General features: G+C 64.5%; 14 protein-coding genes. 7 read left to right on the forward strand and 7 right to left on the reverse strand.

Annotated elements, in window-relative coordinates; all coding sequences use genetic code 11:
- Window positions 1-328: 328 nt before the first annotated feature.
- Entirely contained in the window at window positions 329-1,747 is a 1,419-nt protein-coding gene (locus A9K71_RS22615) for an aminotransferase (RefSeq protein WP_067001253.1), read from the reverse strand.
- A gap of 290 nt (window positions 1,748-2,037) precedes the next feature.
- Here A9K71_RS22615 and A9K71_RS22620 point away from each other — a divergent pair, with 290 nt between their 5' ends.
- The 3 genes from A9K71_RS22620 to A9K71_RS22630 are packed head-to-tail and all read left to right on the forward strand — an operon-like array spanning window position 2,038 to window position 4,884.
- A complete protein-coding gene (locus A9K71_RS22620; protein WP_067001254.1) occupies window positions 2,038-2,955 on the forward strand; it encodes an ABC transporter permease in 918 nt (305 codons plus the stop codon).
- Window positions 2,952-3,773 (forward strand): ABC transporter permease, encoded by an 822-nt coding sequence (locus A9K71_RS22625; RefSeq protein WP_067001260.1) that lies wholly within the window; start codon window positions 2,952-2,954, stop codon window positions 3,771-3,773. The genes A9K71_RS22620 and A9K71_RS22625 overlap by 4 nt, the downstream gene beginning before the upstream one ends.
- Before the next feature lie 37 nt (window positions 3,774-3,810).
- Complete coding sequence (locus tag A9K71_RS22630; protein ID WP_067001272.1) at window positions 3,811-4,884, forward strand: ABC transporter ATP-binding protein; 1,074 nt, start codon at window positions 3,811-3,813, stop codon at window positions 4,882-4,884.
- Here A9K71_RS22630 and A9K71_RS22635 read toward each other — a convergent pair.
- The 4 genes from A9K71_RS22635 to A9K71_RS22650 all read right to left on the reverse strand — a co-directional run bounded on the left by A9K71_RS22635 (window position 4,848) and on the right by A9K71_RS22650 (window position 8,789).
- On the reverse strand, window positions 4,848-6,158 hold the full coding sequence (locus tag A9K71_RS22635; protein ID WP_067001263.1) for a flavin monoamine oxidase family protein: 1,311 nt from the start codon (window positions 6,156-6,158) through the stop codon (window positions 4,848-4,850). The genes A9K71_RS22630 and A9K71_RS22635 overlap by 37 nt on opposite strands.
- Window positions 6,155-7,237: an ABC transporter substrate-binding protein gene (locus A9K71_RS22640; RefSeq protein WP_067001264.1), complete on the reverse strand. Its 1,083-nt coding sequence runs from the start codon at window positions 7,235-7,237 to the stop codon at window positions 6,155-6,157. Before A9K71_RS22640 ends, A9K71_RS22635 begins: the two co-directional genes overlap by 4 nt.
- 64 nt (window positions 7,238-7,301) lie before the next feature.
- Window positions 7,302-7,988, reverse strand: a complete 687-nt coding sequence (gene betI, locus A9K71_RS22645) for a transcriptional regulator BetI (RefSeq protein ID WP_067001265.1) — start codon at window positions 7,986-7,988, stop codon at window positions 7,302-7,304.
- Between the two features lie 6 nt (window positions 7,989-7,994).
- Window positions 7,995-8,789 carry a class I SAM-dependent methyltransferase gene (locus A9K71_RS22650; protein WP_067001266.1) on the reverse strand — a complete coding sequence of 265 codons (795 nt, stop codon included), beginning with the start codon at window positions 8,787-8,789 and terminating at the stop codon, window positions 7,995-7,997.
- A gap of 211 nt (window positions 8,790-9,000) precedes the next feature.
- Between A9K71_RS22650 and A9K71_RS22655 the strand changes: the two genes are divergently transcribed.
- Genes A9K71_RS22655 through A9K71_RS22670 form a run of 4 tightly spaced genes read left to right on the forward strand, consistent with a single transcriptional unit; the run spans window position 9,001 to window position 13,713 of the window.
- Entirely contained in the window at window positions 9,001-10,620 is a 1,620-nt protein-coding gene (locus tag A9K71_RS22655; RefSeq protein ID WP_067001267.1) for an NAD(P)/FAD-dependent oxidoreductase, read from the forward strand.
- Window positions 10,607-12,181, forward strand: coding sequence for an NAD(P)/FAD-dependent oxidoreductase (locus A9K71_RS22660; RefSeq protein ID WP_067001268.1), 1,575 nt, complete (start codon window positions 10,607-10,609; stop codon window positions 12,179-12,181). The genes A9K71_RS22655 and A9K71_RS22660 overlap by 14 nt, the downstream gene beginning before the upstream one ends.
- Window positions 12,182-12,224: 43 nt before the next feature.
- A complete protein-coding gene (locus tag A9K71_RS22665; RefSeq protein ID WP_067001274.1) occupies window positions 12,225-13,454 on the forward strand; it encodes an aminomethyltransferase family protein in 1,230 nt (409 codons plus the stop codon).
- A 1-nt stretch (window position 13,455) separates the two neighbouring features.
- Window positions 13,456-13,713, forward strand: coding sequence for a hypothetical protein (locus A9K71_RS22670; RefSeq protein WP_082980657.1), 258 nt, complete (start codon window positions 13,456-13,458; stop codon window positions 13,711-13,713).
- 97 nt (window positions 13,714-13,810) lie between these two features.
- Here A9K71_RS22670 and A9K71_RS22675 read toward each other — a convergent pair whose 3' ends face one another.
- Complete coding sequence (locus A9K71_RS22675) at window positions 13,811-14,869, reverse strand: dipeptidase (protein ID WP_067001270.1); 1,059 nt, start codon at window positions 14,867-14,869, stop codon at window positions 13,811-13,813.
- A 248-nt stretch (window positions 14,870-15,117) separates the two neighbouring features.
- A partial coding sequence (locus A9K71_RS32260; protein WP_210180298.1) for a hypothetical protein occupies window positions 15,118-15,322 on the reverse strand: 205 nt, incomplete at its 5' end.

Genomic DNA, 15,322 nt, shown 5'->3' on the forward strand with positions numbered 1-15,322 from the left:
GAAACAGAAGTTCAGCAAGATCATGCCGCGCGTTGATGTCGCGCGGATCGCGAACTGCTTGCAGGATCGACAAAACAAGCCGCACTCGGGCCTCCTCTGCTACGAGAAAGCCTCTCAAGAATCCTTCTTTTGCGGCTTGGCAATAGCCAATCAACTTATCTGCGATTCCCCTGCCCTTGAGGGGGAGATGCCCGGCAGGGCAGAAGGGGTCGCTGCGCGTAGAACGCCGACGCCCTCTGTCGTCGCGGAAGGCGCAGGCACACTACGTGAGGCGACCCCCTCTGTCGCCTTCGGCGACATCTCCCCCTCAAGGGGGGAGATTAGCAAATCACCCCCGCCAAACGCCTTCCTTCCTCAGATCATCCATCGTGCGCGAGATGCCTTCGCGCAGGATCGCGACCATGTCGTCGATCTGCCCGCGGCTGATAATGAGCGGCGGCGACATTACGCACATGTTGATCAGCGGCCGCACCAAGAGACCGAGCTCATGGCAATGCGCGTCGATACGCTTTCCCACATCCTTGTCGAGCTGCAGCGGATCCTTGCTCTCGCGGTCGGCGACGCATTCGACGCAAGCCATCAGGCCGGCGCCGCGTACCTCGCCGACCAGCGGCAGTTCCTCGAGCGTCTTCAGTCGCGCCTGGAAATAGGGTGCGATCTCGCGCGCATGCTGAAGCACGCCCTCTTCCAAAAGATCGAGGTTCTTCAGCGCGACGGCGCAGCCGATCGGATGGCTGGTGTAGGTGAGGCCATGGCCAAACAGGGCATCGGGATGGTTGGAGCGGCGCAGTTCCTCCAGCAGCCGCTCGGAGATGATCACGCCGCCAAGCGGGAAATAGCCCGAGGTCACCCCCTTGGCGAAGGTGATCATGTCCGGATCGAGGCCGAACACGTCGCCCGAGGCAAAAAGATGGCCGAGCCGTCCGAACCCGGTCACCACCTCGTCCGAGACATAGAGGATGTCGTTCTCGCGGCAGATCTCACGGATGCGCTTCAGGTATCCGTCCGGCGGCACGACGACGCCGCCCGAAGCTTGCACCGGTTCGCCGACAAAGGCGCCGATGCGACCGGCGCCGACGCGCGCGACCGTGTCGCGGAATTGGTCGACGAGGAAATTGGTGAAGGCGTCGATGCTCATCTCCTTCGGCCGTCGGAACGGATCGGGCGAGGAGAGCTTGATCACCAGCTCGTCGGCACCATCCATCCAGTGCCGGTCGCGCGGGCGGCCGTTGAGCGAGGCCGACAGGTAGGTCGAGCCGTGATAGGCGCCGCCGCGGCTGATGATCAGCTTCTTCTCCGGCCTGCCGCGCACATTGTTGTAGAACTGCATGAAGCGCAGCGCCGTCTCCACCGCCGACGAGCCGCCGGTGGTGAAGAAGGTGTGACTGAGATCGCCGGGAGCGGCATCGGCGATGCGTCTCGCAAGCTCGGCTGAGGGCGCATTCATCGTATACCAAGGCGTGTTGTAGGACAGCGCCATCGCCTGGTCGTACATCACCCTTGCCAATTCCTCGCGGCGATGCCCGACATTGATGCACCACATGCCGGCCGGACCGTCGATCAGCCGCTTGCCGGATGCGTCGGTGATGTAGATGTCCTCGCCCTCGCCGATCAGCGCCCGTGCCTCGGCGCCGACCGAACCGGCATAGGGCCAGGGCTGGACCAGATGGCGCTTGGCCAGCTCGACCGCATCGTCATCCCCGGGCTCGACAACTCCCCTCGCCTTGATCTCTCGTGCAGCTGCCATCTTAGCCTCGCATCGTCCGTTGCGGTGTTTTCCAGAGACATGAAACGAAGCGGAAAGCCATGGAAATTCGGCTTTTCGTCACTTCATTTTGAATGTCCATTCAATCAATATTACAGAAATTGTGCTTGATTTCAATCGGCGGATGCGCTCATGATGAAAGAAAGCCGGCAAGTCTGGAGTGATCGCTCCGGGCACGTAAAATGGGAACAGGCAGTCGGCGCCGATCAATGGGAAGGCCGTATGGCGGGACAGTCCGAGCCGGCAACTGCAATCACGCCCGGAGCGCTGCAATGACGGCCGCCGCGGAAGGGTCGCCCCCGCTGCGCATGGCGAGAGCCAGGCGAGGTGCCCTTCTGCAATCGGAAGCCGTCCAGGGCATTGCGCTGATCAGCCCGACCTTCCTTTACGCGCTCATCCTTCTCGTCCTGCCGATCCTGGTTGTTATAGCCCATTCCTTCTGGACGCAGGACTACCTGACCATCGACCACACATTCACGCTGGAGAATTATCGGATCGCGCTGACCGAGCCGATCTACCGCGACCTGCTCTGGCGCTCGCTCTACATCTCGCTGACGGTCAGCCTGCTCACCGTGCTGCTCGCCTATCCGATCGCCTATTTCATTTCCTTCCATGGCGGCCGCCAGAAGAGCCTCTGGCTGTTCCTCATCACCATCCCGTTCTGGACCAGCTACCTGCTGCGCGTGATGTCGTGGAAGGTGATCCTCGGCTACAACGGCGTGCTCAATTCCGGCCTGATGGGCCTCGGCCTCATCGACGAGCCGTCGACTGCGCTGCTCTACAATTCCAGCGCGGTCATCATCACGCTGACCCACGCCTGGGCGACCTTCGCCATCCTGCCGATCTTCGTTTCGCTGGAGAAGGTCGACCGCACCCTGGTCGAAGCGGCGACCGATCTCGGCGACGGGCCGCTGCGCTCCTTTCTGCGCGTGACCTTGCCACTGTCGGCGCCAGGCGTCATCTCGGCGGCGCTGATCGTCATGATCCCGACCGTCGGCGACTACGTCACGCCGAAGCTGGTCGGCGGCAAAGACGGCGTCATGATTGCCAACGCCATCCAGGCGCAATTCGGCAAGGCGTCGAACTGGCCGCTCGGCGCAGCACTCTCCGTCACCACCATGGTCATCGTCTCGCTGATGGCAGGCGCCGCGGTGCTGGTCATCCGGGCGCTGCAGAGGCTGGCACGATGACGGCGATCAGACGTTACCTGCCAAGCTGGCTGTCGAGCTACGCCGCGCTCTACATTCTCTTCCTCTATCTGCCGGTGATCTTCCTGCCGATCTTCTCGATCAACACCGCGGCGACGCCGAAATTCCCGCTCTCAGGCGTCACGCTGCATTGGTACCAGGAACTGCCGCGCACGCCGGCACTGATCGACGCCACCTGGAACAGCTTGGTTGTCGGCGCCTCGGCCGCTATCCTGTCGACCGTGTTCGGCATTCTCGCCGCCCGTTCGATCACCCGCTACCGCTATCCCGGCCGCCGCACCGTCAACGGGCTGATCATGGCCCCGCTGGTGCTGCCCGAGGTCATCGTTGCCATCTCGATGCTCCTGGTGATGCTGCAACTGGGCTTGAGCCTGTCGCTGTTCACGGTCGTGCTTGGGCATGTGCTGGTCTGCATTCCCTATTCGATGACGGTGCTGACATCCGGCTTCGAAGGCTTCGACCGCAGCCTCGAGGAAGCCTCCGCCGATCTCGGCGAAAGCGCCTTCGGCACCTTCCGGCGTGTGACGCTGCCGATGGTGGCGCCAGCGATCGTCTCCAGCCTGCTGGTCTGCTTCACCATCTCGCTCGACGAGTTCATCATCGCCTTCTTCCTCACCGGCACCGAGGCGACGCTGCCGATCTACATCTGGGGACAGCTGCGCTTCGCGGCCAAGCTCCCCGGCGTGCTGGCGCTCGGCACCTTGCTGCTGGCGGCGTCCTTCGTGCTGATGACCGTTGCCGAGATCCTGCGCCGCCGCGCGGCGAGACGCACCCAGAACGATGGAGGCCTCTATGCTTGAGCGGGTCCAGTCCGAGCGAACGATTTCCGATCGCACCATGATCGAGATCCGCGACGTCACGCGCAGCTACGGCGCGTTCAAGGCGTTGAATAATGCATCGCTCGCGATCAGGGAGGGCGAGTTCTTCTCGCTGCTCGGGCCGTCCGGCTGCGGCAAGACCACGCTTTTGCGCATGATCGCCGGCTTCGATTCGCCGACCAGCGGCTCGATCGCGGTCGGCGGCCAGCCGATGGACGGCATTCCCGCCAACCGGCGTCCGACCAACATGGTCTTCCAGAGCTACGCGATCTTTCCGCATCTCAATGTCGAGCAGAACGTCGCCTACGGGCTGAAGCGGCTGAAACTGCAGGGCGGCGAAGAAAAGCGCCGCGTCGAGGAGGCGCTGGCGCAGGTGTCGCTGACCGGCCTTGGCAAGCGCCGCGCCACCGAACTCTCCGGCGGCCAGCGTCAGCGCGTGGCGCTGGCCCGCGCGCTGGTCATGCGTCCCAAGGTGCTGCTGCTCGACGAGCCGCTATCGGCTCTCGACAAGAAGCTGCGCGAGCAGATGCAGGTCGAGTTGCGCCGGCTGCAGCAGGCGGTCGGCATCACCTTCGTGCTGGTCACGCACGACCAGTATGAGGCTTTGGCCATGTCGGACCGCATCGCCGTCATGTTCGGCGGCCGTATCGCGCAGGTCGCCTCGCCCAAGGAAATCTACCAGCGCCCGGTCAACCGCCAGGTCGCCGACTTCCTCGGCGGCATGAATTTCGTCAAGGCCGAGATCGTCGAAGAGAACGGCGCGTCCTTGGTTGTCGACACGCTTGGCTTCGGGCGTGTGAGGACCGACAAGCCGAAGGCCTTCGTCCGCAACGGCGGCGCGGCGACGCTCGGCATCCGGCCGGAGCGGCTGCGCGTGCTCTGGGACAATGCGACGGCCAAGTTCGAGGTCGCCGGCACGGTGGTCGAGCGCCACTATTTCGGCGAGATCACGCATCTGATCGTCGAAATCCCGGGGCTGGAAAAGCCACTGTCGGTGACAGAGACCAATGATTTCGGCGCCGACGACATTCCGGTCGGCGCGCCGATCCGCCTCGCCTACGACCCAGAGGCCCTGGTGGCGATGGCGGACTGAAGCCGCGCCAAAATCTTCCCGGCGGCGATGCGCCCGGCCACGATCGCGCCCTCGACATAGGCGGGGAAGGACGGCGACACTTCCGACGACGCAAAATGGATCGGCGGCGCGCCGGCAAGGATCGTGCGCTCGGCATCTCTTGCCGTCACGTCGACGATGAGATCGCTATAGGCGCCGCCGCTCCAGCAGTCATCCGTCCAGTCGCGCTGGCTGAAATCGAGAATATCGGCCGCGTCCGGACCGAGCGCATCCGCGAGCTTCGCAATGACCTCGGCGCGCAACGCCGCAGCACCCAGCTTGCGGCAGCGCAGCGCCAGCGGCCCACCGATGAAGACGACGAGCGCTGCATGCTCGGCGTCCCTGCTGGCATCGCAGGCAAACAGGCCCGGCATGTCGCGCCACATCACCATGCCGCTCAGATCGCGCTCGCGCCAGAACGGCCTGGCATAGCGGACGAGGATCTTGACCACCGCCCCGCTTTCCCAGACGCCAAGCGCCTCCTTCAAGGCCGTGGACAAGTGCGGCCGAAAGTCGAGCCTGTTGGCCGTCGCTGGCGGCAGGGCGAGCAGGACCTCGCGCGCCTCGACGGCGCCGCTGCCGGCAACGATACGAGCGCCTGACGGCCCCCGCTCGATGCGAATGGCCGGCTCGTTCAGCCGCAGCCGGTCACCGAGATCGCCCGCCAGGTCCTCGGCCAGCGACTGCATGGTCTCGCGCAGAGAATATTGCAGTTCCGGCACTTCGTTGGTGATGCGGCGATCATTGTCGATCAGGTACCAGAGCGGCACCTTTTCCAGCGCCAGGCACCACAGTCCCTCGATCATCGAGCGGAAGGCGGCTTTGGCATCTACCGGATCCGTCTGGCGTTCGAGCCAGGAGGCGACTGTCAGCCCGGCGATCGCGGGATCGTCAGGCTCGATCCAGTTCATGCGGTCGCGGATCGCCATCGCGGTCACATAGGTCTGTCCGGCCTGGTCGACGGACATCGGTGGATGGGTGATGAAATCGCCATCGACAAAGGTTTTGACGAAGGTCTTGCCGCGCGCCCTGGCCAGCGCCATCAGCTCCGGCATGTCCTCGCACAGGAACTGGCCGCCGCTGTCGATCAGCTCGCCAAGCCCGTTTCGCATACCTTCCACACGACCGCCGACGCGGTCGCGTGCTTCCAGGACAAGGAAATCGACGCCGGCACGCTTCAATTCGAGCGCGGCCGACAGACCGGTGAAGCCGGCGCCGACGATTGCAACGTCGGTTCTTTCGATCTTGCTGTTCAATAGCCGGCCTTGATCTTCTCGAACTCGGCGATCATCTTCAGCTTGAGCTCGGAAGGCAGCGGCTGCTGGAACAGCGTCTTGTCGACCCATTTTTCCACGTTGTCGTAGCCCTTTTCCTTGAGCACCGCCTGGTCGACACCGGCCATGCCCTTGGCGTTGGCTTGGCCGTAGCCCCAGTCCTTGACCAGCACCTTGGCGACTTCCGGATCGTTGACGGCATTGAGATAGTCATAGGCCTTGTCAATGTTGCCGGGCGCGTCCTTGAACAGCACATAGCCGCACACCCAGGTCGAGATGCCCTCGTCGGTATCCTTCTTGGACTTGATCGGCACGCCGGCGGCCTGTGATTGCACCGCCGCGTCGTTCCAGGCCCAGGCGAGATCGACCTCGCCGCCTGAGAGCAACTGCACGATGTCGGTGGTGTCGGTCCAGTAGGAGCGCACGTTCTTGTGCACCTGGCGCAGGAAATCGGACGCCTGCTTGAACTGCTCGTCCGTCATCTTTGTCCAGTCCTTCAGCCCGATGGCGAGGCTGGCCAGCGCATAGGCGTCGTCGACATTGTCGCCGATCGAGACGCGTCCCTTATACTTGGGATCGGCGAAGGCCTTCAGCGACTGCACGTCCTTCTCGGCGATCTTGTCGGAGTTGAAGGTGAGCTGCGTGTCACCCCAGTCCCAAGGCATGAACCAGGCTTTGCCGTCGGGGGTGGTGGCAAGGTCCTTCATCGCCATGATGCCGGGGTTGAGATCCTTCCAGCCGGCGATCTTGGAGGTGTCGAGCGGCTGCAACAGCCCCGCCTCGCGCCACTTCACCACGCTTTGCGAACACGGATGGCCGAGGTCGGCCTTGAAGCCGGAGCGGATCTTCTCGAATGCCTCGTCCTCATCGCCGAAGAAGGCGAAGGTCGGCGAGTCGCCGTCCTTCTCGACATATTTGCCGTGGAAGCTGGGGTCCTCATAGCCGGACCAGTCGAACACGATGAGGTCCTTGTCGGCGGCAACGGCGAACGCTGCCGCCGAAGACGCCAGCGCGCCGGCGAGCGCCAAAGTAAGTGTCAGGCGTCGGCTGAGTTTCTTCATGCTGTTCCATCCTCTTTGGTCTTGCCGGTCTTGCTGGCCGGCTGTTGCTAACCCCGGGCTGACGTTAATCGTAGTGTTTCGGAAAGGCGGCGGCCAGGAACGCGTTGGCCGCCTGCAGCGCGGTCTCGCGGGTGGTGTCTTCTGTGCCCATCATCAACCGCAGCCACAGGCCCTCGAGCATGGCCGATAGCGCCAGCGCCATGACCTGCGGCTCATAGGCATAGCCGCCGCTTTGCTTGAGCGTCGCGCAGAGGTCGATGAAGACCTGCTGGTAGTAGGCGTCGCGCGAGCTGCTCAGCGCCTGGTAGGTCGGCCGCGATTTGGCCTCGCCCCAGAAGGCGCACCAGGCGGCGAGCTTGCGCTTGTTGCAGATCGAGCGATCGAAGTCGGCCCACACCAGCGCCTGCAGCTGCCGCGCCGGATCGTCGCCTGCCTTCTGCAAGGCGGCGCGCCAATGCGCCGAATACTCGTCATACATATATTGCAGCGTGGCGACGAGCAGCTTCTCCTTGCTTTCGAAATGGAAGTTGACGATGCCGCGGGACAGGCCCGCGCCGTCGGCCACATCGGCCATCGTCGTTTCCGCATAGCCGCGCTTGGCCAGTGAATCGATCGTCGCCTCGATCAACTGGAGCTGCCTGACTTCTTTCGAAGCCTTGCGGCCGCGCTTCTCGGCCTCTCCTTTTCGTGCCGGTGCGGGCAAGGCATCCCTGGCCTCTGCATTCTTCATGAGCGTGACGGTCTCCAGCATTGCCGGCTATCCGACCGGCTTCCAACCGCGCAGATGAGTGGGGCGGTGCTCACCACTGTCAAGCACCTTCTGCATCGCCTCCCAGGTCCGGATATTCTTGTCGACATAGGCCCCGCCGACCGCGGCGGCGAGCGCTTGATAGAGTGGCCCCTTCAGGCGCGCCAGTTCCTCCCGCGCCACCTCGCGGTACCATGCGTTGCGGCCGCGGACGCTGATGTCGCGGAAGCCAGCACGACGCATCGCCTCGGCGTAGCGCGCCGGCGAAGCCATGGCAAAGGACAAGCCTTCCGCCGCGAGATAGGCCTTCATGTCCGCAGACGGCTCGCCGTCGTGCGAGATCATCCAGTTCGACGCGGCGAAGACGCCGCCGGGCTTCAGCACGCGGAAGATCTCGGCGAACAGGGCATCCTTGTCCCGGACATGCAACAGTGCGTCCTTCGAGAAGACGACGTCGAAGGAAGCATCAGTGAAAGGCAGCAGTCCCGGCGGCGCCTGGACGAAGCTGACGCGGTGCTGGAGACCCTGCGCAGCCGCCTTTCGCCTTGCCGTCTCGATCACCGGCCTCTCGACATCGAAACCGGTCGCATGCGCCGCACCATGGCGCGCGACCAGATCCAGCGTGATGCCGCCGGCGCCGCAGCCGAGATCGAGGATCGTCTTGCCCTCGAGCGAGAGGCCTTCGACCACGCGGTCCACTTCGTCCGGGCCGCCCGGGGAGAGGTAGCCATCGCCCCAGAGCGCCTCGAGGAAGCGAATGGCCGCGTCGTCATATTCCGGCTCGGCGTTAGCCGTTTCGATCATCGGACTGAGCCTCAATGCCGAAGTCACCTTCGCGCTAGCGGAACACCAGAAATGCGGGGCAAAGCCTAGCGCATCAACGCAGAAACGCAACACCATTTGTTGAACATTCATTCAAAATGGCTGGACAAAAAACCGTGACCCGTGCCAAATTCGGCTGATCAGGGAACAAATCGCACCCAAAAACGGGCGGCCGGAGGGAGGTTGAGCGCACATGAAGGCATGGGACGCGATCGTCATCGGCGGCGGCCACAACGGGCTGGTCAACGCCGGCTATCTGCAGCGCGCCGGGCTCGACGTGCTGGTGGTCGAGAAGAACGACTGGGTCGGCGGTGCGGCCACCAGCCGCGAGCTGACGCCGGGCTTTCTCTACTCCAACTGCTCCTATGTCTGCTCGCTGTTCCGGCCCGAGATCATGCGCGATCTGGAGCTGCCGCGCTTCGGCCTGCAGGTGATCTCCTATGAAGGCGGCGCGGTGTTCACGCGCGACGGCGACTATCTCGCCAACTACCGCGACCACGACGCGCATCGCCGCGAATTCGCCCGCTTCTCCAAGCGCGACGCCGAGGCCTACGACCGCTATTCGCGCGACGTCACAAGGCAGTGCCGCTTCATCCAGCCGCTGTTGATGCGCACCGCGCCCGATCCCACCAGCTTCAAGCCGCGCGATCTTGGCGAGTTGCTTTATCTCGGCAAGAGATTCGCCGGTCTCACCGCTGAGGAAATGGCGCTGACCTTGCGCTTCTGGACGATGTCGATCTCCGACTTCCTCGACGAGTATTTCGAGACCGACGTCATCAAGGCGAATTTTGCGCTCTCCGGCATCATCGGCACGGCGCTTGGGCCCATGTCGCCCGGCACGGCCTATGTCCTGCTCCACCATTATATGGGCGAGGTCGATGGCTCCGTGGGCGCATGGGGCTATGCGCGTGGCGGTATGGGTGCCGTAACCAAGGCGCTCGCCGCCTCATTCAAGGCCTCCGGCGGCACGATCCGCACCGGGGCCGAGGTCGAGCGCGTGCTGATCAGGAACGGCAGGGCCAAGGGCGTCGTGCTGGCAGGCGGCGAAGAGGTCCACGGCAAGCTCGTCGTCTCAAACGCCGATGTGAAGCGCACCTTCCTGAAACTGGTCGAGGAGAAGGAGCTGCCCGACATCTTCCTCCGTCGCGTCAGGAACTTCAAGATCCGCGGTTCGTCCGGCAAGGTCAACATCGCGCTCGATTCGCTTCCCCAATTCCCGGCTCTGCCGAAGGATTCGCCGGTCTACCGCGCCGACATGCACTTCACCGATTCAATCGAGCGCATGGAGCGCGCCTATGACGACTGGAAGGCCGGGCGCTGGTCGGCCGATCCCTTCCTCGACATGGTGATCCCGACCACGCTCGACCCGACCATGGCGCCGCCGGGAAAACATTTCATGAGCTGCTTCGTGCAATACGCGCCGCCCAAAATTGGCGGCCGAGACTGGACGGACGCCGACCGCGACGGCTTCGCCGAGAGCGTGGTTGCGCAGATCGCCGAATATTCGCCCGGCTTCCGCGACCGCATCGTCCATATGGAGGTGCGCACGCCGCGCGAGATCGAGGCCGAGGTCGGCCTCACCGAAGGCAACATCTTCCAAGGCGAACTGACCTTCGACCAGCTGCTGTTCAACCGCCCGGTGCCGGGGTACGCGCAATACCGCTCGCCGGTCGGCGGGCTCTATATGTGCGGCTCCTCCACTCATCCGGGCGGCGGCGTCATGGGCGCGCCCGGACGCAACGCCGCCGCCGAGATCCTGCGCGACCTCGCCAAGCCAACCCTGCATATGAGTCCGGCCCATGACGTCATCTGAAACGAATTGGGACGCGATCGTCATCGGCGGCGGCCACAATGGCCTGGTTGCCGCCGCCACGCTGGCGAAATCGGGACGCAAGGTGCTGCTGCTCGAAGCCGGCAAGGAGGTCGGCGGCGCGGCGCGCACCGAGGAATTCGCTCCGGGGTTTCGCGTCTCCTCGGTCGCTCATCTGCTCAACCGCCTGCATCCCGATGTGGTGAAGACGCTGGAGCTCGAGCGCCACGGGCTGAAGATCGAGCGCGGCGATTTCGTGCCCTCGGTCGCATTGTCGAAAGACGGCCCGCTGGTGCTGCACGGCGCCTATGGCGAGGCGCTGACGGGCGCCAGCCCCTCGGAGCAATCGGCTTGGCGGGACCTGCGCGCGCAGCTGTTGCGCTACGCCGGCGTTTTGAAACCGTTTCTGTCGCGCCGCCCGCCGGACCTTGCCGGCATGTCGCTCGCCGAAATGACCGGGCTCGGCCAGACGGCGCTGGCGCTGAAAAAGCTCGGCAAGGAGGATATGCGCGACTTCCTGCGCGTGCTCTTGATGAACGTCTACGACCTGCTCGACGAGCAGCTTTCCGACGACAGGCTGAAAGGCCTGCTCGCTTTCGACGCGACACTGGGCAGCCATCTCGGTCCGCGCTCGCCGACATCGCTGCTCGGCCTCTACTATCGGCTCGCTGGCGAGATCGGCGGCCTCGCCGGCGCGCAGATACAGCCCAAGGGTGGCATGGGCGCGGTCGTTGCCGCCATCCGCTCGGCGGCCGAGCAAGCGGGTGTTTCGATCCGTCTGGCTTCGCCGGTCGCCAAGGTCGTCGTCGAGAAGGGCCGCGCCCTCGGTGTCGTCACGCAGGGCGGCGAGGCGCTGCGCGCAAAAGCCGTCGTCTCGGCAATCAATCCCGCAACCACGATCCTCGATCTGGCCGGGCCGCGCGAGGTCGACACCGGTTTCGTGCGCAAGATGAAGAACATCCGCATGAAGGGCGATGCGGCGAAGCTCCATCTCGCGCTCGACCGGCCGCCGCAATTTGCCGGCATCGACGCCGCTGGCCACAAGGGCCGCCTCGTCATCGCGCCTTCGCCGGACCATGTCGAGGGCGCCTTCAACCCGTCGAAATATGGCGAGTTCTCGCCCGAGCCGGTGATGGAGATCACGCTGCCCAGCCTGGTCGATCCTTCGCTGGCACCCTCCGGCGCCTGCGTGCTCTCGACCGTGGTGCAGTACGCTCCCTATGCATTGAAACAGGGCTGGACCGCCGGCAAGCCGCAATTCCTCAAGGCGATCATGGCGCAGCTCGAAGCCTATGCGCCTGGCATCGGCGCCACGGTGCGTCATGCCGAACTTCTGACTCCGGCCGACATCGAGGCACGCTACGGCATGCCCGGCGGCCACTGGCACCACGGCGAATTGCAGGCCGACCAGATGCTGATGTCGCGGCCGGTCTCCGGTTGGTCGGGCTACGACACGCCGCTCGAAGGGCTGTTCCTTGCCGGCGCCGGTTCGCATCCCGGCGGCGGCATCTCCGGCGCCCCCGGCCTCAACGCCGCACGCCGCATCATCGCGATGAGGGCATGAGATGATTTCGCCATTCACAAACGCAGCGCTCTACGACGCCAACATGAGTCGTCATGTGAAAATCAATTCCGCCCGCACCCTGGCGCAATCCCACTTCCGCACGCTTCGGCTCGACACACCTTTCCAGCCGCGCATTGACGCGCTGGCGCTGACAAACGACTGGTACAATTGGGCCGGCTACCGCGCGCCGCATTCGCTCTGGGACGAGGAGCTGGAATATTTTGCCATTCGCAGCCAGGCGGCACTCTTCGACATCTCGCCGATGACGAAATACCGGATCGAGGGTCCGGATGCCGAAGCCTATCTCGACCGTGTCACGCTGCGCGACGTGACCAGGCTGAAGCCGGGCCGCGTCCACTACACCGCCTGGTGCGACGACGAGGGTTTCGTCCTCGATGACGGCACGCTGTTCCGGCTGTCGCCAACGCGCTTTCGGCTGTGCTCGCAGGAGCGGCATCTGCCCTGGCTGCTCGACAGCGCCATCGGCTATGAGGTCAGCGTCGAGGAAGAAACCGAAGCGATCGCCGGGCTCGCGCTGCAAGGCCCAACCTCCTTCGCCATCCTGCGCGACGCCGGCTTTGCCGGCATCGAGCGGCTGAGGGTTTTCGACCTCGCCGACTTCGCGCATGACGGCGCTGCCGTCACCATCTCGCGCACCGGCTTCACCGGCGATCTCGGCTACGAGCTGTTCGTGCCGGCGGACAAGGCGTTGAGCCTGTGGGACCGGCTGATGGCGGCGGGCGGGCTGCGCGGCATCCGCGCCATCGGCTACACGGCGCTCAATCGCGCCCGGCTAGAAGCCGGGCTGATCGTCGCCAATGCCGACTTCACCACTGCCGGGCATGCCATCCGTGCCGACCGCCTGCGCATGCCGGACGAGATCGGCCTCGGCTTCATGGTCGATCCGGACAAAGGCCACTTCAACGGCCGCCGCCCCATCTTCGAAGCGCGGGCGAAGAAGCAGCTGCGCCATGTGCTGGTCGGGCTGGAGATCGAAGGCAACATCCCGGCCGAGCACGCCATCGTCTACTGGAAGAAGAGCCGGGAGGTCGGGCTCGTCAGCGCGGCGATGTGGTCGCCCATGGCCAAGCGCAACATCGCCATCGCCTCCTTGCAACGGCCTTACGGCGATACGGTCGTCGACGACCTCTGGGTCGAGATCTACGCCTTGCGCGAGCTGCGATATCAGAAGCTGATGAAGCGGGCGAAAGTGGTGCCGCGGCCGTTCATCAAGCTCGATCGCCGCACCGCCAACCCGCCGGCGGACTTTTGACGTGGAAGGGGATGCGGACAGGCTGGACGCGGAGGCGGAAGCGGCCGAGCAGTGGCAGCTGGTCAACACGCCGCTCGGCGAGATGTGGTCCGGCCGCACCCGCTATGCGGCGGCGATGTTCTTCTTCAAGCGCGGCGAGATGGATGCCGAGACGCTGGAAGTCTACCGCATCTGCGCCCGGCTCGACCATGAAGATCCCTTGCCGATCATCCGCGACCGCGGTGTCGGCAAGGAATGGCTAAAGCGCTTGGGTGCGTAAGCCCGCAGCGCGACGGAGCTGCGCTCCTGCTTCGCCCTATGATGGCGACGTTTGGGGGAGCGTTCTGGCCCAATTCCGAACGTCCAAGATTGTCACTTTATCCGATCGTCTTTTCAAGGACACGCAGCCAGTTCCGAAAAGCGATCTTGTCGATCAGCGCGCGCCCGAAGCCGCGAGCGGCGAGCGCGTCGAGGAGCTTCGGCAGGCCTGCCACGTCGCCGATCACCGCCGGGATCATGGCACCGTCGAAATCGGATCCGAGGCCGACGCCGTCCTCGCCCAGCGCCTGCAACAGCGACTCGATGTGGCGCAGCATGATGTCGAGGCTGGTGTCGGCATTCATGCGGCCGTCTTCGCGCAGGAAGCCGGTGGCGAAGTTCAGGCCCACCATGCCACCCGTTTCGCGGATCGCGCCGAGCTGCCAGTCGGTGAGGTTGCGCGAATGGCCGCAGATCGCATGCACGTTGGAGTGGGTCGCGACCAGCGGCGCGTCGCTGAGCGCGGCGACATCGCGAAAGCCCCTCTCGTTGAGATGCGAGAGGTCGATCATGATCCTGAGCTTGTTGCATGCCTTGACCAGCGCCTTGCCGGCGTCGGTCAGGCCCGGCCCGGTATCGGGCGACGAGGGAAAGCGGAACGGGACGCCGTTGCCGAAGGCGTTCGGCCGGCTCCAGACGATCCCCAGCGAGCGGAGCCCGGCGGCGTGGAGCACGTCGAGCATGGCAAGCTCGGGATCGATCGCCTCGACGCCTTCGATATGGAACACCGCGGCGATCGAGCCATTCGCCATCGCCTCGCGCACATCACCGGCGCTGCGGCAGACGGTGAGCGCGCCGGCGCGCTCGAGCCTGAACAGGATCGAGGCCATGCCGATGGTCGAAGTGACCGCCTCGGCGCGCGGCAGTTCCGGCGGCAGTGGCTCGTTGTCGCTCGGCGCCGGCGGCACGGCGCTGCGTTTGGTCTTTTCGATCGGCGGCGGAAAGATCGCGAACATGCCGCCGGCAAAACCGCCCTTTTTGGCGCGCGGCATGTCGATGTGACCGCCCGGCGTGCCCTCGATGAACAGCTTTTCGACATCGGCTTCGTTCGACTGGTAGAGCCTGAGCAGCGTGTCGTTGTGACCGTCGAAAACGGGAATGAGGTCGGATTCGGTCATCAGGCCATTCGCTTTTTTGAGGTGGCGGATCAGGGCGGGAGAATCCCAGGTGATCTGTCTAATTAGGCAAGATGGCCGAACTGCGCAAATGCCAGACGCGTGTTCGCATTTATGGCTGGGCGGCTCTCTTCCTTCTCCCCTTGCGGGCTCCGAAGGACGGGGCCCCCGGGCGGTGGATCGGCGCGCAGCGCCAAGACGGTTTAGGGTGCTGCAGCGGAGTGAGACGTCGGTTTTCCGCGGAGCTCCCCTCATCCGGCCGCTTTGCGGCCCCCTTCTCCCCCAGGGGAATCGCAGATAAGTTGATTGGCTATTGCCAAGCCGCAAAAGAAGGATTCTTGAGAGGCTTTCTCGTAGCAGAGGAGGCCCGAGTGCGGCTTGTTTTGTCGATCCTGCAAGCAGTTCGCGATCCGCGCGACATCAACGCGCGGCATGATCTTGCTGAACTTCTGTTTC

Source organism: Mesorhizobium sp. WSM3873, assembly GCF_001672445.1.
Classification (GTDB): Bacteria; Pseudomonadota; Alphaproteobacteria; order Rhizobiales; family Rhizobiaceae; genus Mesorhizobium.